At 72.7% G+C, this 19,546-nt stretch carries 16 protein-coding genes; 6 read left to right on the top strand and 10 right to left on the bottom strand.

Annotated elements, in window-relative coordinates; genetic code table 11:
* Positions 1-46: 46 nt before the first annotated feature.
* Entirely contained in the window at positions 47-598 is a 552-nt protein-coding gene (locus CLV70_RS01845; protein ID WP_106124540.1) for a hypothetical protein, read from the bottom strand.
* 407 nt (positions 599-1,005) lie between these two features.
* Between CLV70_RS01845 and CLV70_RS01840 the strand changes: the two genes are divergently transcribed.
* Together CLV70_RS01840 and CLV70_RS01835 are read left to right on the top strand one after the other, a co-directional pair.
* Positions 1,006-2,892 carry a Xaa-Pro dipeptidyl-peptidase gene (locus CLV70_RS01840; protein WP_106124539.1) on the top strand — a complete coding sequence of 629 codons (1,887 nt, stop codon included), beginning with the start codon at positions 1,006-1,008 and terminating at the stop codon, positions 2,890-2,892.
* Between the two features lie 196 nt (positions 2,893-3,088).
* Positions 3,089-6,046: a 3-keto-alpha-glucoside-1,2-lyase-like domain-containing protein gene (locus tag CLV70_RS01835; protein WP_106124538.1), complete on the top strand. Its 2,958-nt coding sequence runs from the start codon at positions 3,089-3,091 to the stop codon at positions 6,044-6,046.
* An 18-nt stretch (positions 6,047-6,064) separates the two neighbouring features.
* Here the strand turns inward: CLV70_RS01835 and CLV70_RS01830 are convergent, their stop codons facing one another.
* The 6 genes from CLV70_RS01830 to CLV70_RS01805 form a co-directional block, all read right to left on the bottom strand.
* Positions 6,065-7,135, bottom strand: coding sequence for an ABC transporter ATP-binding protein (locus tag CLV70_RS01830; protein ID WP_106124537.1), 1,071 nt, complete (start codon positions 7,133-7,135; stop codon positions 6,065-6,067).
* 13 nt (positions 7,136-7,148) lie between these two features.
* The gene (locus CLV70_RS01825; protein ID WP_106124536.1) at positions 7,149-7,955 is read right to left on the bottom strand and encodes a carbohydrate ABC transporter permease; all 807 of its coding nucleotides are present in this window, start codon (positions 7,953-7,955) and stop codon (positions 7,149-7,151) included.
* The gene (locus tag CLV70_RS01820) at positions 7,952-8,812 is read right to left on the bottom strand and encodes a carbohydrate ABC transporter permease (RefSeq protein WP_106124993.1); all 861 of its coding nucleotides are present in this window, start codon (positions 8,810-8,812) and stop codon (positions 7,952-7,954) included. Before CLV70_RS01820 ends, CLV70_RS01825 begins: the two co-directional genes overlap by 4 nt.
* A complete protein-coding gene (locus CLV70_RS01815) occupies positions 8,812-10,134 on the bottom strand; it encodes an ABC transporter substrate-binding protein (protein WP_106124535.1) in 1,323 nt (440 codons plus the stop codon). The genes CLV70_RS01820 and CLV70_RS01815 overlap by 1 nt, the downstream gene beginning before the upstream one ends.
* Positions 10,135-10,206: 72 nt before the next feature.
* Positions 10,207-11,253, bottom strand: a complete 1,047-nt coding sequence (gene mgrA, locus CLV70_RS01810) for an L-glyceraldehyde 3-phosphate reductase (RefSeq protein ID WP_106124534.1) — start codon at positions 11,251-11,253, stop codon at positions 10,207-10,209.
* A 76-nt stretch (positions 11,254-11,329) separates the two neighbouring features.
* The gene (locus CLV70_RS01805) at positions 11,330-11,746 is read right to left on the bottom strand and encodes a phage holin family protein (protein WP_106124533.1); all 417 of its coding nucleotides are present in this window, start codon (positions 11,744-11,746) and stop codon (positions 11,330-11,332) included.
* A gap of 136 nt (positions 11,747-11,882) precedes the next feature.
* Between CLV70_RS01805 and CLV70_RS01800 the strand changes: the two genes are divergently transcribed.
* Positions 11,883-13,367, top strand: a complete 1,485-nt coding sequence (locus CLV70_RS01800; protein ID WP_158277678.1) for a S8 family serine peptidase — start codon at positions 11,883-11,885, stop codon at positions 13,365-13,367.
* A gap of 284 nt (positions 13,368-13,651) precedes the next feature.
* Here CLV70_RS01800 and CLV70_RS01795 read toward each other — a convergent pair whose 3' ends face one another.
* Positions 13,652-14,713 carry a DUF6910 family protein gene (locus CLV70_RS01795; protein WP_146163923.1) on the bottom strand — a complete coding sequence of 354 codons (1,062 nt, stop codon included), beginning with the start codon at positions 14,711-14,713 and terminating at the stop codon, positions 13,652-13,654.
* 254 nt (positions 14,714-14,967) lie between these two features.
* Between CLV70_RS01795 and CLV70_RS01790 the strand changes: the two genes are divergently transcribed.
* Entirely contained in the window at positions 14,968-15,198 is a 231-nt protein-coding gene (locus CLV70_RS01790; protein ID WP_106124530.1) for a zinc-ribbon domain-containing protein, read from the top strand.
* Positions 15,199-15,368: 170 nt separating this feature from the next.
* Here the strand turns inward: CLV70_RS01790 and CLV70_RS01785 are convergent, their stop codons facing one another.
* On the bottom strand, positions 15,369-15,992 hold the full coding sequence (locus CLV70_RS01785; protein ID WP_106124529.1) for an NADPH-dependent FMN reductase: 624 nt from the start codon (positions 15,990-15,992) through the stop codon (positions 15,369-15,371).
* Between the two features lie 73 nt (positions 15,993-16,065).
* Positions 16,066-16,515 (bottom strand): transposase, encoded by a 450-nt coding sequence (locus CLV70_RS01780; RefSeq protein ID WP_106124528.1) that lies wholly within the window; start codon positions 16,513-16,515, stop codon positions 16,066-16,068.
* Positions 16,516-16,611: 96 nt separating this feature from the next.
* On the opposite strand from CLV70_RS01780, the gene CLV70_RS01775 reads away from it, so the two are divergent.
* Both CLV70_RS01775 and CLV70_RS01770 read left to right on the top strand, forming a co-directional pair.
* Positions 16,612-18,003, top strand: a complete 1,392-nt coding sequence (locus CLV70_RS01775; protein ID WP_106124527.1) for an AMP-binding protein — start codon at positions 16,612-16,614, stop codon at positions 18,001-18,003.
* A 191-nt stretch (positions 18,004-18,194) separates the two neighbouring features.
* Positions 18,195-19,508 (top strand): hypothetical protein, encoded by a 1,314-nt coding sequence (locus tag CLV70_RS01770; protein ID WP_158277677.1) that lies wholly within the window; start codon positions 18,195-18,197, stop codon positions 19,506-19,508.
* Positions 19,509-19,546 lie beyond the last annotated feature (38 nt).

The raw sequence follows: 19,546 nt of genomic DNA, 5'->3' as shown, positions 1-19,546 counted from the left end.
AGAGCTCGGATCCGGCCGACAACGGCGGGCGGTGCCGGCGTACCGCTCAGGCGGCCTGCGGGAACTGGTAGATCCAGAACTGCTGGGCGTCCATCATCTCGGCCTCGCAGTTGCCGGAGAAGCGCTGGAGCATCAGCCGGATGACCCGGCCCATCTTGCGCTGCGCGTCGTTGTGCTGGCAGAAGTCGAGCCCGATGATGCCGTTCTGCGCCGCCGCGAACATGTACATCGCCTCGACCAGGTCGGAGAACGACGCATTGGCGCGGCCGGACGGCAGCACCGCGACGAATCCGCAATACCAGATCTTGTGCTGGGCGTAGAGCTCGGGCCAGCGCCGCTCGAAGTACTGCGGCGAGATCAACGGCATCGAGTCCAGATCGTTCGTGTACGTCGACAGCCCGCACAACGTGCCCTCGTCGTCGAGGCTCAGGTACTTCTGCACCCTGCCGTCCCGCATCACGTCCTCGAACTCGTTGCGGAACATCAGATGCCGCTGTACCGCCAGTTCATTCAGGCCGCGGAACGACTCCTCGTACATCTTCCATGCGGTTTCGATGAGCTCGTCGTCGTTGATCTGCTCGACAACCTTGATGACCATGCGATGCTCCCCGAATGTCCTGATGGTCGAGGCCACCGATTTCCTGGCACTCAAGCCGATCGATGGGCTTTCTGTGCACAGCGTACGGAGCGTATTTGGCAGATTACAAGGCGTGATTTATGCCAAGGTCAACGTGTCCTTTAATGACCCTTCGGCAAGATCCATCCGCCGGACCGGGCATCGTTCCCGCTGGTAAGGGCCCGGCAAGCGATCGAGCACCCGTGGCGCCGGTGCGGCGGCGATGGTACCGGGAAAAGCGTCCACGACACAGAGGCCTGGACTCGTGTCTGATTCTGATCAGCCCTGTTGATCTTCCCGCGGGGTCGCCGGGCCGCGTGCGAGGCGCCGGGCATCGATGGTAGACGATAGGCTCCAGCCCAGGAGCCGAGCGCCGGAGGTCTGTCCACATGGCTGTTTCCCGGGGTGGGGTGCGGCTGCTCGCCGTCGCCTGCGCCTTCGTCACCGTTCTGTCCGGGTCTGCCGCGGCCGCCGCGGGACCCGTCGCGACCCCCGCCGCCGGGACGGCCGGCACCGAGCCCGAGTTCGACTACACCCAGGCCGTGCGGGAGCAGGTGTGGGTGCAGGCACCGGTCGACAGCGACGCCGACGGGCGGCCCGACCGGGTGGCGGTGCGCATCATCCGCCCCCGAACGCCGGACGGCCGCAAGGTGCCGGTCATCTTCCAGCCCAGTCCCTATTACGCGGGGCTCAAGGACGTACCGAATCACGACGACATCGACCGCGACGGTGCCGGCGCCCGGCGCGGTGCGTCTCCCGGCACGGACCGGGCGGCCGAGACCATCGTCTTCTCGGGATACCTCGACAACTACTTCGTCCCGCGCGGGTACGCCGTCGTGTTCGCCGACAGCCTCGGCAGCGGCGGCTCGACCGGCTGCCCGACGTCCGGCGGCCGCAACGAGACGCTGGGCATGAAGGCCGTGGTCGACTGGCTCAACGGGCGTGCCCCCGGCGTCGACGCGGCGGGCGCGCCGGTGCGCGCGACCTGGTCGACCGGCCGCACCGGCATGATCGGTGTGTCCTACAACGGCACCCTGCCGAACGCGGTCGCCGCCACCGGCGTGCGGGGGCTGGAGACCATCGTGCCGATCGCCGGCATCTCCAGCTGGTACGACTACTACCGCGCGAACGGCGGGGTGGTGGCGCCCGGCGGCTTCCAGGGCGAGGACACCGACGTGCTCGCCAAGGCGGTGCTCACCCGGGCGGACCCGGAGGTCTGCGCGGGCGTCATGGCCGATCTTGAACGTGCCCAGGACAGGGAGACCGGCGACTACAGCGCCTACTGGGCCGAGCGGGACTACGTGCGCGACGCCGGCCGGGTGCGGGCGAGCGTGCTGCTGGTGCACGGGTTGCACGACGACAACGTCCGCACCCAGCAGGCCGGTCAGTGGTGGGACGCGCTCGCCCGGCGCGGAGTGCCGCGCAAGATCTGGCTGCACCAGGCCGGTCACACCGACCCCTTCAACGTGCGGCGCGACGTGTGGCTGGACACCCTGCACCGCTGGTTCGACTACTGGCTGTACCGGATCGACACGGGGATCATGCGCGAGCCGATGGCCGACGTGGAGGTGGCGCCGAACCAGTGGCGTACGGCGTCGACCTGGCCCGTGCCCGGCACCCGCCCCACCGCGATGGCCCTCGGCGGCCCCGCCCCGGACGGCCGCCCGGGCACCCTGACGCCGTGGCCGGTCCGGCCCGGCGGCCGGCAGAGCTTCGTGGACGACCCGTCGCGCACGGCCGAGGACCTGGTCGCCGGCGAGCTGAGCGCGGACCCGGGGCGGCTGGCGTACCTGTCGGCGCCGCTCGAGCGGGAGACCCGGCTGTCCGGCACGCCCGAGATCACGGTGCGCGCCGACCTCGCGGGACGGTCGCCGTACCTGACGGCGCTGCTGGTCGACTACGGCACCGCCGACCGGTACGCCGGCCTGCGCACGATCCCCGGCCAGGACTGCGTCGGGCCGGGCATCCCCGAGGACCCGGGCTGCTTCAACCGCCGGGAGTACGTGACCGCCGCGACCCCGTTGGAGATCGTCAGCCGGGGCTGGCTGGACGTGCGCAACCGGTTCTCCCCGGCGCGGACGACGCCGATCGAGGCGGGCCGGGCGTACACGTTCCGCTGGAACCTGCAGACCGAGGACCACGTCTTCGCCCCGGGGCACCGCATCGGGGTGGTGCTGATCTCCACGGAGCGTGACCACACCCTGCGCTACCCGGCGGGCACCGAGGTCGGCGTGCGGCTGGGCGTCTCCAAGGTGGTCCTGCCGCTGGCCGGGTGACGTCCCCCGCGAAATCCTCCCGGCGCTGCGCCGTTCCGTTTTGGGGCGGCGCAGCGTCTTTTGCGGCGTTCCGACTTTCTCCATATTCGACAAAAGTTTGAGGTCGAGGGTGGAAAGTTCTGGTGCGCTCGTCGATTGTGGATCAGGATGTTCACGTCTCCGAATCGGAGCGGTAACACCAGTTCGAAGGAGCAGCATGGTCCGATTGCTCGTCCTCTCCCTGCTGACCACCGCGGCGGTCGCCGCCCACCCGACCGCCGCGCAAGCCGCCGACCTGCCACCGCAGGAACCCGGCCTCACCCTCCGTACCTTCGACACCCGCGTCCCGCTCAGCGCGATCTGCACCCTCAAGCCCAGCCAGACGCCCAACGTGGACAAGCTGATCCCGCAGGTGGATCTGCACACCGCCGCGGACTTCGGGTTCGAGGACAACTTCGTCGCCCACGTGCTCGGCAACATCACCGTCCCGGCCGACGGCGCGTACACCTTCCGGCTGACCAGCGACGACGGCTCCCGGCTGAGCATCGACGGCAACCGCGTGGTCGACAACGACGGCCTGCACGGCGTCGAGTCCAAGGACGGCACGGCCGACCTCACCGCCGGCACGCACTCCGTGTTCATCGAGTTCTTCGAGGCCGGCGGCGGCCAGGACCTGACGTTCTCGTGGCAGCCGCCCGGCGCCGAGGGCTTCACCGTGGTGCCGAACTCCGTGCTCAGCACCGACGCCGGCGTCGTCCGGGTCACCGCCCCCGGCCAGAAGCAGTGCGAGGGCCAGAACGACACCCCCGGCGACGGGCTGCCGCTCGATGCCGTCAACCCCGGCTACACCCTGACGAACCTGCGCCCGGACGGCTTCCAGCCGCAGGTCTCCGCGATGGCGTGGACGCCGGACAAGCGCCTCGTCATCACCACCTGGGGCGGCAGCGACACCAGCACCGGCGAGGTCTACCTGGTCGACAACGTCACCGGCACGACCGACCCCTCCAAGGTCCGGTACTCCAAGTTCGTCTCGGGCCTCAAGGAGCCGATGGGCGTCGCCGTCGCCGACGGCAAGATCTACGTGTCCCAGAAGCACGAGCTCACCGAGTTCACCGACACCGACGGCGACGACGTGGCCGACCGGCGGCGCACCGTGGCGACCTGGCCGTTCGGCGGCAACTTCCACGAGTTCGCGTTCGGCCTGCTCTACCGGGACGGCGAGTTCCACCTGAACCTGTCGGTGGCGATCGACCTCGGCGGTGCCACCACCAACCCGCAGCCGGCGGCGAACCGGGGCACCAGCATCGTGGTGAACCGGCGCACCGGCAAGGTCCGCTACGTGGCCGGCGGCCTGCGCACGCCCAACGGCCTCGGCTGGGGCCCCGACGGCGGCCTGTTCGTCGCCGACAACCAGGGCGGCTGGCTGCCCGCGTCCAAGCTCGTGCAGATCAAGCAGGACCGGTTCTTCAACCACTACACCAACCCGGCCGGCCCGTTCGACGCGAACAAGGTCACCAAGCCGGTGCTGTGGCTGCCGCAGAACGAGATCGCGAACTCGCCGAGCACCCCGGTGCTGCTCCAGCAGGGCCCGTTCAAGGGGCAGATGCTCCTCGGTGACGTCACGTACGGCGGGCTGCAGCGGGCGTACCTGGAGAAGGTCCACGGCGAGTACCAGGGCGTGGTGTTCCGGCACACCCAGGGCCTCGAGTCCGGCGTCAACCGCACCACGATCGGCCCCGACGGTGCCGTCTACATCGGCGGGCTCGGCGCCGACGGCAACTGGGGCCAGACCGGCAAGCTCCGGTACGGGCTGCAGAAGCTCACCCCGAACGGCACCACCGCCTTCGACATGAAGTCGGTCAGGGCCACGCACACCGGCTTCGTCATCGAGTACACGAAGCCGCTGTCCGCCGAGACGGCCGGGAACGTCGCCGCCGGCTACCAGGTCGAGCAGTGGCGGTACGCGCCGACCCCGGCGTACGGCGGACCCAAGGTCGACCAGCAGAAGCTGAAGGTGACCGCGGCCAAGGTCTCCGCCGACCGGCGGAAGGTGACCCTGACGATCGACGGCCTCCTGCCCGACCGGGTGGTCTACCTGCGTTCGCCGCGCCCGTTCAGCGCCTCGAACGGCGAGCAGCTGTGGAGCACCGAGGCGTGGTACACGCTCAACGCCATCCCGGGCCGCCAGGCCGACCAGGTCTACTACGAGGCCGAGGAGGGCCGGCGCCAGGGCGGTGCCGGGCTGAACACCGACCACCGCGGCTTCTCCGGCGTCGGCTTCGTCGACCGTCTCGGCACCCTCAACGCCTCCACCACGCTGCACGTCGACGTGAGCAGGGCGGGGGAGTACGAGGTCGGCCTGCGCTACTCGAACGGCCCCAACCCGTTCCAGGGCGACAAGACGATCAGCGTCTACGTCAACGGTCGCAAGATCCGGCAGACCGTGCTGCCCACGACGGTGACCTGGGACGACTGGGCCACCAAGACCGAGCGGCTCACGCTGCGCCGCGGTGACAACACGATCGAGTACCGGGTCGACACCGGCGACGCCGGCAACGTCAACCTCGACCTGATCACCGTACGCCGGCCGGGGGAGCGCATCACCCTATTCGACGGCACGAACCTCACCGAGTGGCAGCACACCGACGGGCGGACGGCCGGCTGGCCGCGGCTGCCCGGCGGCGCGATGGAGGTGGCCAACGGCGACCTGCGGACCCGGCAGGCGTTCGGCGACTACAAGCTGCACGTGGAGTTCAAGGTTCCGCTGCTGCCGCCGGACGTGACCGGCCAGAACCGGGGCAACAGCGGCGTCTACCAGCAGGAGCGGTACGAGGTCCAGATCCTCGACTCGTACGGTGACACCACCCTCGACACCAACGAGGCCGGCGCCATCTACCTGCAGAAGGCACCGGACGTCAACGTCGCCAAGGCGCCGGAGACGTGGCAGACCTACGACATCGACTTCCGCGCGGCGCGCTACGACGCCGCCGGGACGAAGACGGAGAAGGCCCGCATCACGGTGGTGTGGAACGGCGTGAAGGTCCACGACAACGTGGAGATCAACGGCGTGACGGGCGGCAGCATCGCCGAGGGCCCGTCCACCGGTGCGATCCGCCTCCAGGACCACGGCAACAAGGTCCAGTACCGCAACATCTGGATCCAGCCGAAGGGCTGACCGCGGTGCCTCCCTGGCTCAGCCGAGCGGCAGGGCCAGGGAGGTGTCCGGGTCGAAGAAGCGCAGGGCCCCGGGCGGGAACGTCAGCGTGATCCGGTCGCCGGGCGCCGCCCGGAAACCCGGTCCCGCCTGCACCTTCAGCTCGCCCGCCGGCCACCGTACGGTCAGCAGCACCGCCGCACCGGTCGGCTCGGCGACCTCCACCTCGGCCGTCAGGCCGTCCGGCACGCCCACCCCGAGCCGCTCGGCCCGGACCCCGACCAGGATCTTGCGGTCCTGCCAGGCGCCCAGCACCGCCGGCGCGGGCAGGCTCCGCTGCTCGTCGACGACCAGGCGGCCGTCGTGCACCGTCGCGAGGAAGAAGTTCATCGGCGGCGCGCCGAGGAACCCGCCGACGAACCGCTCGGCCGGCCGGTCGTAGACGTCCATGGGCGGGCCCAGCTGCGCGATGCGGCCGTCGCGCAGCACCGCCACCCGGTCGCCCAGCGACATCGCCTCCGCCTGGTCGTGGGTCACGTAGAGGGTGGTGGTGCCGAGCCGGGCGACGATCTTCTTGAGCTCGGCGCGGAACTGCATCCGCAGCAGCGCGTCCAGGTTGGACAGCGGCTCGTCCATCAGCAGGACGTCCGCGTCGACCACGATCGCGCGGGCCACCGCGACCCGCTGCCGCTGGCCGCCGGAGAGCTGCGCCGGATAGCGGTCGAGGAGGTCCTCCAGATCGAGCAGGGCGGCGGCGCGGCGTACCCGGGACTCCCACTCGGGCTTCGGGACCTTCCGCATGGTGAGGCCGAAGCCGATGTTCTCCCGCACCCGCAGGTGCGGGAAGATCGCGTACGACTGGAACACCATCGACAGCCGCCGGTCGCGCGCCGGCAGGGCGGTGACGTCGCGCCCGCCGATGCTGACCGTGCCGCCGTCCGGCGTCTCCAGGCCCGCCACCATGCGCAGCAGCGTCGTCTTGCCGCAGCCGCTCGGGCCGACCAGCACCAGGAACTCGCCGTCGGCCACCTCCAGCGAGACGTCGTCGGTGGCCCGGCGGCTGCCCGACGGGTACGTCTTGACCAGGTTGCTCACCGTCACGCCGGCCATGCGCCGTCTCCCGTCATCGCAGCGTCGTGCCCCACATGTTGAGCAGATAGCGGCGTACCACCGCGATGAAGACGAGGGCGGGCAGCACCAGCGCGAGGCCGCCGGCGAACCGGAAGGCGAGCGGCGAGTCGGCCAGCGTGGCGAGCACCTGGGCGGGCAGGGTCCGCCGGTTCAGGGTGAGGATGCTGGCGCCCAGCACCTCGTTCCAGGACAGCACGAAGGTGAACATGGCCGAGGCAGCGATGCCGGGCAGCGCCTGCGGCAGGACCACCCGGACGAACGCCCGCAGCGGCGACGCCCCGAAGATCATCGCGGCCTCCTCCTGCTCCCGCGAGACGCCCAGGAAGATCGCCGAGGTGATCAGGATCGTCGTCGGCAGGGCCAGGGCCGTGTGCAGCAGGGTGACGCCGTACGAGGTGTCGTAGAGCCCGGTGTCCAGGAAGATCCGGGCCAGCGGCACCGACAGCACCACGATCGGCAGCGCCCGGGTCAGCAGCAGCGCCAGCTGGTACGGGTCGCGCCCGCGGAACGCGTACCGGGCCAGTGCGTACCCGGCCGGCAGGCCGACGGCCAGCGACAGCGCCACCGTGCCCAGCCCGACCGTGACCGAGTTGATGAGCCCGCCGACGATGCCGGTCGAGCGCAGGAACGTCGACATCGTCTCGCCGGACAGCGACGTCGGCAGCAGCGGCAGCGGGAACCGGTTGAGCGACTCCCGGCTGGACAGGGCCGCCAGCGCGATGAGATAGAGCGGCACGCCCATGAACAGCGTCACGGCGATGCAGCCGAGCTGCACGAGCAGGCCCCCGCGCCGGCTCATCCGTGCATCCCCGGCTGCCCGCGCATGAGCCGCAGGTAGCCGACCGCGGCCACGATCGACAGCGCCAGCACCACCAGCGCGATCGCGGTCGCCACGTTCGGGTTCTGCAGCTGGTAGTACCACTGGTAGGTCTCGCCGACCAGCAGCGGGAAGTTACGCCCGGTCAGGGCCTGCGCGACCGCGAACGCCTCCAGCGCCAGGATCGTCCGCAGGATCAGCGCCACCTGGAGGCTGGGCCGCAGCTGGGGGAGCAGGACGTGCCGCACCCGCTGCCGGTACGTCGCCCCGAACACCGCCGCCGCCTCGTCGTAGTCGCGCGGCACGTTCTGCAGCCCGGCCACCACGATCACGAACACCATCGACGTGGCCCGCCACAGCTCCGCCACCACCACCGCCAGGAACATGGTCGAGGGGTTCTCGAAGGACAGCCACGCGTACGGGCCGGCGCCCAGGTGATCGAGCACCGAGTTGAGGTAGCCGCGGTCGGTGAACACCGACAGCCACACCAGCCCGGCGGCGAGGTCGCTGATCGCCAGCGGCACCACCCAGATGTAGAAGTGCAGGCCGGCGAAGCGGGGTCGCTGGCGCAGCAGCAGCGCCATGGCCAGGGCGAGCGCGAACTGCAGCGGGATCAGCACCACGATCAGCAGCGCGGTGTTGCGGGTGGCGTCCCAGAAGTACGGGTCGTCGGCCATGCGGCGCACGTACGCGGTGGTGGGCCCGCCGGGGCCGGTGAACGCCTGCGTGACGCCGGCGACCAGCGGCCACAGGAACAGCGCCGCCATGAACACGATCGACGGGGCGATCAGCAGCAGCGCCGCGGGTGGCCGCCCGCGCCGCCGGGCGCCCGGCGGCATCAGGCCACCCGGCACGGGTTGCCCGCGGGGTCCGGCCGCCAGCACGGGATCCTCAGCTCGCCGAGGATCCGGTCGAGCTCCCGGGCCTGCGCGTCGAGTACCTGCCGCACCGGCCGGCCGTCGAGGCAGATCTCCTTGAAGCAGTTCTTGAAGATCTGGCCGACCTCGCCGTCGCGGGCGCCCAGCCCCACCGGCGGCAGCGACAGGATGGCGCCCGGCGCCTCCCGTTGCGCCTTCACGGCCGCCTCGGCCAGTGCCACCGCGCCCGGCAGGTCGCCCGGGACCGCGGCGTTCGTCACCGGGAAGAACGCGTTCTGGCGCAGCACGTCGATCTGGGCCTCCGGCGTGGTCAGCGCCCTGATCACGTTCTTCGCCTTCGCCGGCTCGGGGGCGCCGGCGGGGATGGCCAGCCCGGCGAGCACCAGCATGTAACCCAGGCCCTTCGGGCCGCTCGGCGCGGGAACCATCAGCCAGTCGTCCGGCCTGCCGGCCGGCGCGCCGACCAGCCGGGCCACGTGGTCGAAGCCGATCAGGACCTCGCCGCGCTGCAGCGGCTCCTGGAGGTTGTCGTACGTGGTCGACGCCCGGGCCGTCTGCGCCCACAGCTGCTTCATGTACTCCCACGCCGTCACCGCGTCCGGGCCGCGGAACGTGGTGATCTGCCCGCCGGTGAAGCTGGGCAGCAGGAAGCCCTGGAAGAACCGGTGGTAGAGGCCCTTGACCCCGGCCGGGATGCCGAAGACCGGCTTGCCGCCGTTGGCCTGCCGTGCCGCCGTCGTCCACGTGAGCAACTGGTCGTACGTGAGCCTCTGCACGTCGGCGCCGGGCGGCAGCCACTGCAAAGCCTTCTTGTGCACGGCCAGCACGTAGCTCGCCTGCATCCACGGGATGTACTTCGTGGTGCTGCCGCCGAGCTTCGCCAGGCCGGTCAGCTCCTCGGCGAAACCCCGGTCGCTCAGCGAGGCGAGCACGTCGTCGAGGTCGGTGAGGCGCGACGCGTGCGGCGCCAGGTCGCCGTGCAACGCACCGGCCACGGAGATCCGCACCTTGCCCGCGTCGGCCTGGGTCTGGAGGGTGGAGGCGAAGATGCCGGTCTCCACCTGGTTGAAGGCGACCTTCTCGCCGGTCACCCGCTCCTGGAGGATCCTCTCGAAGCGCTGCTTCTCCTCGACCGGGCTGAACTGGTTGGACATCAGGGTGATCGAGCCGGCGCCGCCGCCCGACCCGGTGGTCGACACGCCCCCGCAGGCGCCGAGCACCGGCGCCGCGGCGATCCCCGCCAGCAGGGCCCTCCGGCTGATCGGTCCGGAACGGTGCGTCATCGCCGACCCCCTCCGCCGTGATCCATGGATCACAATCTATGCGACATCGGGGGCCGGCGATATGCGCAAGGGTCAGAGAGTGCCCCGGCGGGCGTCCTGCCAGAGGTCCACCGGCACGGCCACGCCCGCGAGGATCTCGTCGATCGCGGCCAGCTCGCCGTCGTCGAACCCGAGGTTGTCGAGGGCGGCCACGTTCTGCTCCAGCTGGTGCACGCTGCTGGCGCCCATGACCAGCGAGGTGACCCGCGGGTCCCGCAGCGCCCACGCCAGCGCGAGCTGGGCGAGGCTCTGCCCCCGGGCCTTCGCGACGTCGTGCAGCGCGTGCAGCCGGGACACCAGCGCGTCGTCGATCCACTCCGGGTCCAGCGACTTGCCCTGGGTGGCCCGCGAACCCTCCGGGATGCCGCCCAGATACTTGCCGGTCAGCAGCCCCTGGGCCAGGGCGGTGAAGCCGATGACCCCGGCGCCCACCTCTTCCGCGGCGTCGAGCAGGCCCTCCGTCTCGACCCAGCGGTTCAGCATCGAGTACGACGGCTGGTGGATCAGCAGCGGCGTGCCGAGCTCCCGCAGCAGCCCCGCCATCCGCCGGGTGTGCTCCGCGTCGTAGGAGGAGATGCCGACGTGCAGGGCCTTGCCCGCGCGTACGGCCGCGTCCAGCGCCGAGGCGGTCTCCTCCAGCGGGGTGGTGGGGTCGAAACGGTGGGAGTAGAAGATGTCGACGTACTCCAGGCCCAGCCGGCCCAGCGACTGGTCCAGGCTGGCGAGCAGGTACTTACGCCCGCCGCCGCCCTGGCCGTACGGCCCCGGCCACATGTCCCAGCCGGCCTTGGTCGACACCACGAGCTCGTCCCGGTACGCCCGCAGGTCCTCGCGCAGCAGCCGGCCGAAGTTCACCTCGGCGGACCCGTACGGCGGACCGTAGTTGTTCGCCAGGTCGAAGTGCGTGACGCCGAGGTCGAAGGCCCGGCGGACGATGGCCCGCTGCTGCTCGAACGGCGTGTCGTCGCCGAAGTTGTGCCAGAGGCCGAGGGAGAGCAGGGGCAGGTCGAGGCCCGAGCGCCCGGTCCGGCGATACTGCATTCCACTGATGTAACGATCCGATGCGGCGACGTAGGTCATGCGGCCACTATCGCGGCCGGCTCCCCGGTCGTCCACCTCACCGCGGGCGCCCGGAGTGTGGCGACCACCACGCCGGTCACCGGCGCCGGCCCTCGCCGACGGCGGAGCGTACCGCGTCGACGTCGCGCCCGGTGCTCGCCATCGCCGCTTCCGGGACCGGCGGCACCGCCTCGCGCACCTGCCGGCGGCCGAGGATCGCGGCGACCCCCGCGACCGCGAACACGACGACCACCACCACGAGCGCCGCCAGCCACGCCGGCCACACCAGCGCCAGCAGCGCGCCCACCGTCAGCAGCAGCGTGGAGACGCCGTAGAGGGCGAGCACGCCGGCGCCGCCCAGCATCCCGGCCCCCGTCCCGGCCCGTTTTCCCTTCTCCACCATTTCCGTACGGGCCAGCGCCAGCTCCTCGCGGACCAGGGCGGAGACCTGCTCGCCCAAGCGGCCGACCAGGTCGCCGGCCGGCCCGTCCGGCCGCATCCTCGTGTCGCTCATGATCCTGAACTACCCGGGGCCGGGACGGATATTCCGGCCGGAGTCCTCAGGTCCCCCGATCGGCTGCCGATGCCTGCGCCCACAGGACGGGCGAACGAACGAAGCGGGGACTATGACCGGCTGGCACACTCGGGCCGTGGCGCTGGCCGCCGGCGTTCTCGCTCTGGCGGTGGTCGGCCCGTCCGCACCCACCGCCCCGTCCGCCGGCCCGGGCCACTGGGCGTCGTGGCTCGGGTCGGCGTCCGCGGACCCCGCGACCGGCCTCGCAGAGGTCCGCGCCCTCATCGGCGCCGCCACCGGGGCGGCCGGCAACCTCACCGGCAGGGGCGTCGGGATCGCGCTCATCGACACGGGCGTCGCCCCCGTCGCCGGGCTGCCCCCGAGCCGGATCGTCAACGGCCCGGACCTGTCCCTGGAGTCCCAGGCGCCGCAGCTGCGCTACCTGGACACTTTCGGACACGGTACGCACATGGCGGGCATCATCGCCGGCGCGGACCCGGTCACCGGCGCCACCGGCCTCGCCCCCGGTGCGCGGCTCACCTCGATCAAGGTCGGCACCGCCACCGGCGCGGTCGACGTCACCCAGGTCATCGCGGCCGTCGACTGGGTGGTGAAGCATCGCGCGGACGACCCCGCGTACCCGATCCGGGTCCTGAATCTGTCCTACGGTTCCGGCGGCACCCCGGCGACCTGGACCGACCCGCTCGGCCTCGCGGTGGAACGGGCCTGGCAGGCGGGCATCGTCGTGGTCGCCGCGGCGGGCAACGACGGCAACGCGGCCGGCTCGCTCGCCAACCCGGCCTCCGACGAGTGGGTCCTGTCCGTCGGGGCGGTGGCGACCAAGGGTACGGCCACCGTCGCCGACGACGAGCTGACCGCGTTCACCAACCTGCCCGGCAGCGGCAAACAGATCAACGTGCTCGCCCCCGGCGTCTCGATCCTGTCCCTGCGCGACCCCGGCTCGTACATCGACACGGAATTCCCCAGCGCCCGCGAGGGCGAGACCCTGTTCCGCGGCAGCGGCACCTCCCAGGCCGCGGCCGTCACGTCCGCGGCGGTCGCGCTGCTGGTGCAGGCCCGCCCCGCCGCCACCCCCGACCAGCTCAAGGACTGGCTGGTCAGGAGCGCCACGTACGTCCCCAACGGCGCGGCGGCCCGGCTCGGCCTGCGGGAGATCAACGTCAACGCGGCCCTGGCCCGCAGCGCCGTCCCCGCCCCGCCGCAGACCTGGAACAGATCCTCGGGCACGGGCACCCTGGACAACTCCCGGGGCCCGAGCCGCCTGGTCTTCGACAACGCGCCGCTCACCGGCCAGCGCTCGGTCTGGGGCCCGCTGCCGACGTCCACGTGGGCGATCCGCACGACGACCGGTACGTCCTGGTCGGGCGGCCTCTGGATGGGCTACCGCGTCGCCGGCGACGACTGGACCGGCACCTCCTGGGCGTCCCGCACGTGGGCCCCGGCGACCTGGTCGAACAGCACGCCCTGGAGCGGCACGACGGCCGCCTGGAGCGATCCGTCGTGGTCGGGCCGGTCGTGGTCGGGGCGCTCCTGGTCGGCCGGCTCCTGGTCGGGCCGCTCCTGGTCCAGCGACGACTGGTCGACCGCGTCCTGGCGCTGATCCCGCGCGCCGCCGCGCCCGGCCGCCGGGCACGCCCCGATCCAGGGTCGCCGCCCGGGTGACTCCGGGCATCGTGCCGGGCTCGCCCCGGGCGTTGTGCCGGGCTAACCCTGGGCGTTGTGTCGGGCTCCTCGTGGGCGTCTGGTCGCGGGCATCTCCTCGCGGGCGTCTGCCCGCCGCGTCGAGCCGGGCTCACCCCCGCCGCGTCGAGCCGGGCTCACCCCGGGCGTCGGGGCGGTGCCGTCGTGGGAGTTCGGGGCGGTGTCAGCCCGGGGAGGGCGGGGTCACCAGCGGAGGCGGAGGTCGAGGGCGGACGACGGCACCGCCGGGTCGTCGGCGTCCACGACGGCCAGCAGGGACACGCCGTCGTCATGGACGGCCCGGACCGCCAGGCCTTCCACCTTGTCCGGCCTGGGGAGGGCCGCCACCACGGCGGGAGCGCCGTCCCGCAGCAGGGCAACGGCCGCGCCGACCACCGGACCGTCGTCGATGGCGTTGGGCGTGTCCTCGGCGGCGGCACTCACCAGCACGCTGCCGTCCGGCAGCGGCACCGCGTCGGTGATCGCCAGCGCCACTCCGGCCACCGTGCCCAGGTCATACCGCCGCACCCCGCCGATTGCCGCGGCCGGGATGCCGTGCCCGCCGCCTTTCTGCGCGCCCGTGTCCTGCGGGCCCGGTTCCTGCGCGTCCGGTTCCTGCGGGTCCGGCTCGTGCGCGTCCTGCTCGTGCGCGTCCTGCTCGTGCGCGTCCGGCTCCTGTGCGCCGGGCCCCGGTGCGGCCGTGTCGGGGGTTTCCGGGTGGGGGGCGTTCAGGGCGGCGAGCAGGGCGGAGAGGTCCACGTCCACCGAGGCCGACGGCACGCCTGCCGCTGAGTTGCCGCGCTGGAACCAGCGCAGCCGGTCTCCCGTGACGCAGGCGCCCTCGAGGTTCAGGAGGTCGACGGCGAGGCCCAGGGCGGCGGCGACCGCATGATAGAAATCGGTCAGGTCGGTCACGGTGAAGGCGGTGCCGCCGGTGGTGGGGCGTAGCAGGCAGGCGCGCATGCGGGCGGGGGAGGAGCCGGAGCCGAGGAGCAGCACCCCGCCCGGCACCTCGCAGGCCGCCTCGAAGTCGGGCTTCAGGTGCTTCGTGCCCTCGGCCGAGCCGAAGGTCTCGTGGCCACCGACCGCGGGCAGCACCCGCACCGGCCGGATCCCGCCGGGGCACTGCCACGCGGCGTGGGTGGCGTCGTCCTGGACGATCAGCCAGCCGTCGCCGAACCGGGCCACCGCCGACGCGGCCCGCACCGGCAGGCCGTCGTCGAACCACAGCCCGGTCGCGTGCTCGATCTCCACCCGCATGCCCATCGGCCTTCCCGCCCGCCCGCCGGCTTGCCGCCGCTCCCCGGTCTGCCCGCACGCCTGCCGTTTTGCCGCACGGCCGCCGGCTTTCCCGCACGGCCGCCAGCTTCCCGCACGCCTGCCGGCTTCCCGGCACGGCCGCCGGCTTTCCCGCACGCCTGCCGGCTTCCCCGCGCGGCACGATGATCACACACCGGGAGGGTGCACGGCGGCGTCCGCGCTGCCCGGCGAAGGTCGCGGGGCGGCCGTATCGTGGAGGTGTGTTCCTCATCTTCGGCTTCCGGACCAAGGACCGTTTCCACTCGTCGGCGGTGCGCCGCTGCGACTTCTGCGGGGTGACGGCGGCCCAGTCGCTGGTCCAGCGGACGACGAAATTCAGCCTCTTCTTCATTCCGCTGTTCCCGGTGCGTGCGGCCCGCTGGATCCGCATCTGCACGAACTGCGGCGGCGCCCGCGAGATCAGCCGCGGCGAGGCCCTCGCCGCCGCCTGACCCGGACCCGTACGTACGCCGTCGTCCTCCCGGGGCGACCCGGCAGCACCCGCCGGACGACCGGCTACGACGGCCCGATCGAGGTCTTCGGCGACCGGCCGGGGGCGCGCCCGGGCCTCGGGCATTCTGGCCGACGGCGGCCTCCGCGCGCAGGTGCTGCGAGCCGCCCGTCAGGTGGGCATCCGCCAGGGACGGACCACGGACGGGTCGCGTCGCGGCACCACCGGATAGACGCTGGAGTGCACCTGCCACGACGGCGGCTGGGCCGGCGCGTGCTGCGTACGCCCGAGCGCCCGCAGCATGTCCAGCAGCGCGGTCCGCAGCTGCGGGTCGGCGACCAGGCCGCGCTCGTCCACGGCCTCCGGTGGCAGCGGGATGCGGATGCACGCGGACCGGAGCAGCCGGGCCCCGGCGTGGCCCAGCACCGTCTCCAGGGTCGCCAGCGCGGCCTGATCCTGGGCAGGGGGCGTCACCGACAGCCACGCCGCCTGCTTGTCGCGCAGGTCACCGCCGTCGACCAGCCAGTCGAGCAGGTTCTTCAGGCTGCCGGGCAGGGAACCCGCGTACTCGGGGGTGCTGAACAGCACGGCGTCCGCCGCCTCGGCGCGCTGACGCAGCAGGGCCACGGCGGCGGGCAGGGCGGGCTCGCCGGGAACGTACGCGGGCAGGTCGCGCAGCCCGTCGTACAGGGTGACGGCGAGGTCGGCCGGGGCGGCCCGGACCGCCGTACGCAGCGCGGCGGTGTGCAGTGATCCCACCCGGGTGTCCCCCGAGATCAGCAGGATGCGCGTCATGACGCAAGACGATAGGGCCCCGCCCGGACCGCTGCCATGCCGGCCGTGCCCCACCGCCGGCCCGGCCGCCCGATCAGTCCAGCGGTCCGCCGGTGTTGCGGATGAACTGCCGGAGGACCTTGAGGGTGGTGACGTAGTCCGCGTCGTCGATGTCCTTGTGCAGGAGGGCGCGGATCGCGGGGGCGTGTTCCTTGAGGCCGACCCGCGCCCGCTCGCCGGCGTCCGTGATCCGGAACCCGTCGTCGTCGCGGGTCAGCCAGCCGCGGTCCACCAGGACCGCCGCTTCGGCCTCGAGGTCGTCCTCCGGCCGGAGATAGGTGCGCATCGCCTCGCGCAGCTGCGGGACGGTCGCGGCGCCGCCCTCGGGCCGGAGATCCCGCGGGGACAGGTTGCGCAGCAGCCAGAACTGCGGCTGGGTGAAGCCCAGTTCGACCTGCCGGGCGCGGGTGAAGGCGATGAGGGACTCGTAGGCGACGCCGGTCCAGTAGGCGGCGGGCTGGGCGGCGAGCTCGGCGTCGAACATGGTCTGCCTCCGGTGGTGAGCGAGCGATGCGAGGACGGTAGAACCTCAACCACGCTTCACTTCAAGACCGTCGCCGGGTCTGGGATCATCGCGGGCATGCGCTTGCTGAACGCTCTGCACGGGCCGGCCGACGATGCGTACGCGGTCACGGTCGCCGGGGAGACCCTGTCGCGGCACGAGCTGCTGGGGCGGGCTGCCGCGCTGGCCGCGGAGCTGGGCGGGGTGCCGATGGCCGCCGTGCATGCCGCGCCCGGGATGCCGGCGGTCGTCGCGGTCACCGCCGGGCTGCTTGCCGGGGTGCCGGTGGTGCCGGTGCCGCCCGACGCGGGGGAGGTGGAGCGCGCCCATGTGCTGCGGGATTCCGGTGCGGCGGTCGTGCTCTCCGACGATCCGGCGGCGGCGGGGGAGAGCGGGCTGCCGGTCGTGCCGGTCAGCCGTACGGGCCACGGCACGGTCCCCGGCGAGCCCGCCGCGGAGACGCCGGCGCTCGTGCTCTACACCAGCGGGACCACCGGGCCGCCGAAGGGCGTCGTGCTGTCGCGGGCGGCGATCGCTGCCGACCTCGACGCGCTGGCCGGGGCGTGGCAGTGGACGGGCGGCGACACCCTCGTGCACGGGTTGCCGCTCTATCACGTCCACGGGCTCGTGCTGGGCGTGCTGGGCGCGCTGCGGACCGGGTCGCGGCTCGTGCACACCGGAAGACCCACCCCCGAGGCGTACGCCGGAGCGCGCGGGAGCCTCTATTTCGGCGTACCGACGGTCTGGTCGCGGATCTGCGCCGACCCCGGCGCCGCGCGGGCGTTGCGAGGTGCGCGGCTGCTGGTGTCCGGCAGCGCGGCGCTGCCCGTACCCGTGTTCGATGATCTCGTGGCGCTGACCGGGCAGGCGCCGGTGGAGCGGTACGGCATGACCGAGACCCTGATCACGGTGAGCGCCCGGGCGGACGGCGACCGGCGCCCCGGGCACGTGGGCGTCCCGCTCGACGGGGTGCGCACGCGCTTGGTCGGCGACACGGGCGAGCCGGTGCCGGCGGACGGGGCGTCGATCGGCCACCTCCAGGTGCGCGGCGCGACGATGTTCGACGGCTACCTGCGGCCGGACGGCAGCGCCGAGGCACCCCTGACCGACGGCTGGTACGCCACCGGCGACGTCGCCACGATCGGGCCCGACGGCTGGCACCGGATCGTGGGCCGGGCCTCCACCGACCTGATCAAGACCGGCGGCTACCGGGTCGGCGCGGGCGAGGTCGAGGACGCGCTGCTGCTGCACCCGGCCGTCCGCGAGGCCGCCGTGGTCGGGACGCCCCACCCGGACCTGGGGGAGCAGGTGACCGCCTTCGTGGTCGCCGACGGGCGGCCCGCCGCCGGGGAACTCATCGCGTTCGTCGCGGGCAAGCTCGCCGCGCACAAGCGCCCGCGGGCCGTGCACCTGGTGGCGGAACTGCCCCGCAACGCGATGGGCAAGGTGCAGAAGAGCCGCCTGCGGTAGCGCCGGGCGACCCGGCGCGAAGGCCGCCCGCGGTAGCGGTGGGGGCCCGCCGGGCCCGCCCGCCGGACCGCGCCGGGCTGCCCGGTGCGAGGACCGGCGGCGGGGTGCCGGGGATAACGCCGAAACCCGAATCGGATATGTCGGACATGACTAGAATTCATGTTTCCGATTCCGGGAGGGTGGCGGTCGCGGTGGAGTTGCAGCGCCTGGGGGCGTGGGTTCTCGACGAGTTGCCGGCGATGAACCGGGCCGTTCTCGGTGATCAGGTGCCGCCCGATCTGCTCACCCGGGTGCTGCGCACGGAGGTGCTGCCCGGCCTGCCCGCGCCCGAGCGCCTCGACCCCGCCGAGGCCCGGCGGCAGGTCGTGCACCTGGGCCTGACCGGCGCCTCGGTGGCCCGGCACTTCCAGGAGCGGACCCCCGGCGGCAAGTCGGAGCCCGAGCGCGCCTTCGACGGGCTCGTCGTGGGGGCCGAGCAGTTGCCGTTCCGGGCGTACTTCGCGGCGCTGGCCGACCGTACCGGCACCGGGCACTGCCATCGTGAGTCCTATGCGTCATTGGTACGCTGGAACGTAGGTACTGTGGAGGTGCGTCTCGACGACCGGCCGCTCGCCGTCCTGCCCGGGGTGTTCGACGACGGCCGGGTGCGCAGCTACACCGGCACCGGCGGCGAGGAGCGCTTCTTCGTGCTGGTCAAGAGCAGCGAGGCGGTCGAGCTGGCGGTCAACGACCTGCTGGAGCCGCTCGGGGAGGACGGCGTGCGGCTCGACTCGCCGGACGCCGTCGCCCGGCTGCGGCTGGCCACCGCCCTGCTGCGGGCCCTGCGCGGGCTGTTTGTGGAATTCGCGTCGCGGCCGGCCGAGCTCAGCATGCCCGCCGAGCACTTCATGGACGTGTTCCGGCAGTTCGCGGTGCACTGGACGCCCACCGACATCCCGCCCAGCGGGGCGCTCGACCCCGAGGCCCTCAAGCGCGACTTCCTGCTGGGCATCGGGATCGAGAACTACGACCAGCACGTACGCCGGTTGTTCCCGGCCCTGCTCACCGACGAGCGCGCGGCGCTGGAACGCCTGATGGCGCGGCCTGCTCTGCCCGTACGGTTGCTGTCCGAACTGCGGGTCGAGCCGGACCGCCTGGCCGGCGCCGACGTGGTGGACCTGCACCGGCTGGTGCGCGACCATCCCGCCCTGCTGGACTGGTACCGGCTGCTGACGGCGCACGCGCAGGCGGCCGGCTCGCACCTCATGCTCTCCAAGAAGTTCCTGTTCAAGCCGCAGAGCCGGCGGGACCTCGCGGGCGTGGGGGACAAGCCGCTGGTGTCGAACCGGGCGGGCACGACCGGCATGACGGAGACGTTCCTCGAGCGGCTGACCCGGGCCCGCCGGGAACACCCCCTGGCGGCGCTCCGCCGGGTCGTGACGGGCGAAACGGCAGATAACGGTACGCCGGAAGCGGTACCGTCCCCTACGGGAGCAGCGTCGGTCGCCGTGGCGCTGGTGGCGTGACGCCACCGGCCGTGCCGGCGAACCCACCACGACACGGG

The sequence above is a fragment of the Pseudosporangium ferrugineum genome (assembly GCF_003002065.1).
GTDB classification, from domain to species: domain Bacteria; phylum Actinomycetota; class Actinomycetes; order Mycobacteriales; family Micromonosporaceae; genus Actinoplanes; species Actinoplanes ferrugineus_A.
The sequence above is the reverse complement of the archived record's forward strand: the minus strand, read 5'-3'. Positions and strand labels throughout refer to the sequence as shown.

Coding starts and splice junctions, on each gene's coding strand:
- CLV70_RS01845 (WP_106124540.1), bottom strand. CDS start 598: ATGGTCATCAAGGTTGTCGAGCAGATCAACGACGACGAGCTCATCGAA.
- CLV70_RS01825 (WP_106124536.1), bottom strand. CDS start 7,955: ATGAGCCGGCGCGGGGGCCTGCTCGTGCAGCTCGGCTGCATCGCCGTG.
- CLV70_RS01795 (WP_146163923.1), bottom strand. CDS start 14,713: ATGGGCATGCGGGTGGAGATCGAGCACGCGACCGGGCTGTGGTTCGAC.
- CLV70_RS01820 (WP_106124993.1), bottom strand. CDS start 8,812: ATGCCGCCGGGCGCCCGGCGGCGCGGGCGGCCACCCGCGGCGCTGCTG.
- CLV70_RS01830 (WP_106124537.1), bottom strand. CDS start 7,135: ATGGCCGGCGTGACGGTGAGCAACCTGGTCAAGACGTACCCGTCGGGC.
- mgrA (WP_106124534.1), bottom strand. CDS start 11,253: ATGACCTACGTCGCCGCATCGGATCGTTACATCAGTGGAATGCAGTAT.
- CLV70_RS01835 (WP_106124538.1), top strand. CDS start 3,089: ATGGTCCGATTGCTCGTCCTCTCCCTGCTGACCACCGCGGCGGTCGCC.
- CLV70_RS01805 (WP_106124533.1), bottom strand. CDS start 11,746: ATGAGCGACACGAGGATGCGGCCGGACGGGCCGGCCGGCGACCTGGTC.
- CLV70_RS01785 (WP_106124529.1), bottom strand. CDS start 15,992: ATGACGCGCATCCTGCTGATCTCGGGGGACACCCGGGTGGGATCACTG.
- CLV70_RS01775 (WP_106124527.1), top strand. CDS start 16,612: ATGCGCTTGCTGAACGCTCTGCACGGGCCGGCCGACGATGCGTACGCG.
- CLV70_RS01815 (WP_106124535.1), bottom strand. CDS start 10,134: ATGACGCACCGTTCCGGACCGATCAGCCGGAGGGCCCTGCTGGCGGGG.
- CLV70_RS01840 (WP_106124539.1), top strand. CDS start 1,006: ATGGCTGTTTCCCGGGGTGGGGTGCGGCTGCTCGCCGTCGCCTGCGCC.
- CLV70_RS01780 (WP_106124528.1), bottom strand. CDS start 16,515: ATGTTCGACGCCGAGCTCGCCGCCCAGCCCGCCGCCTACTGGACCGGC.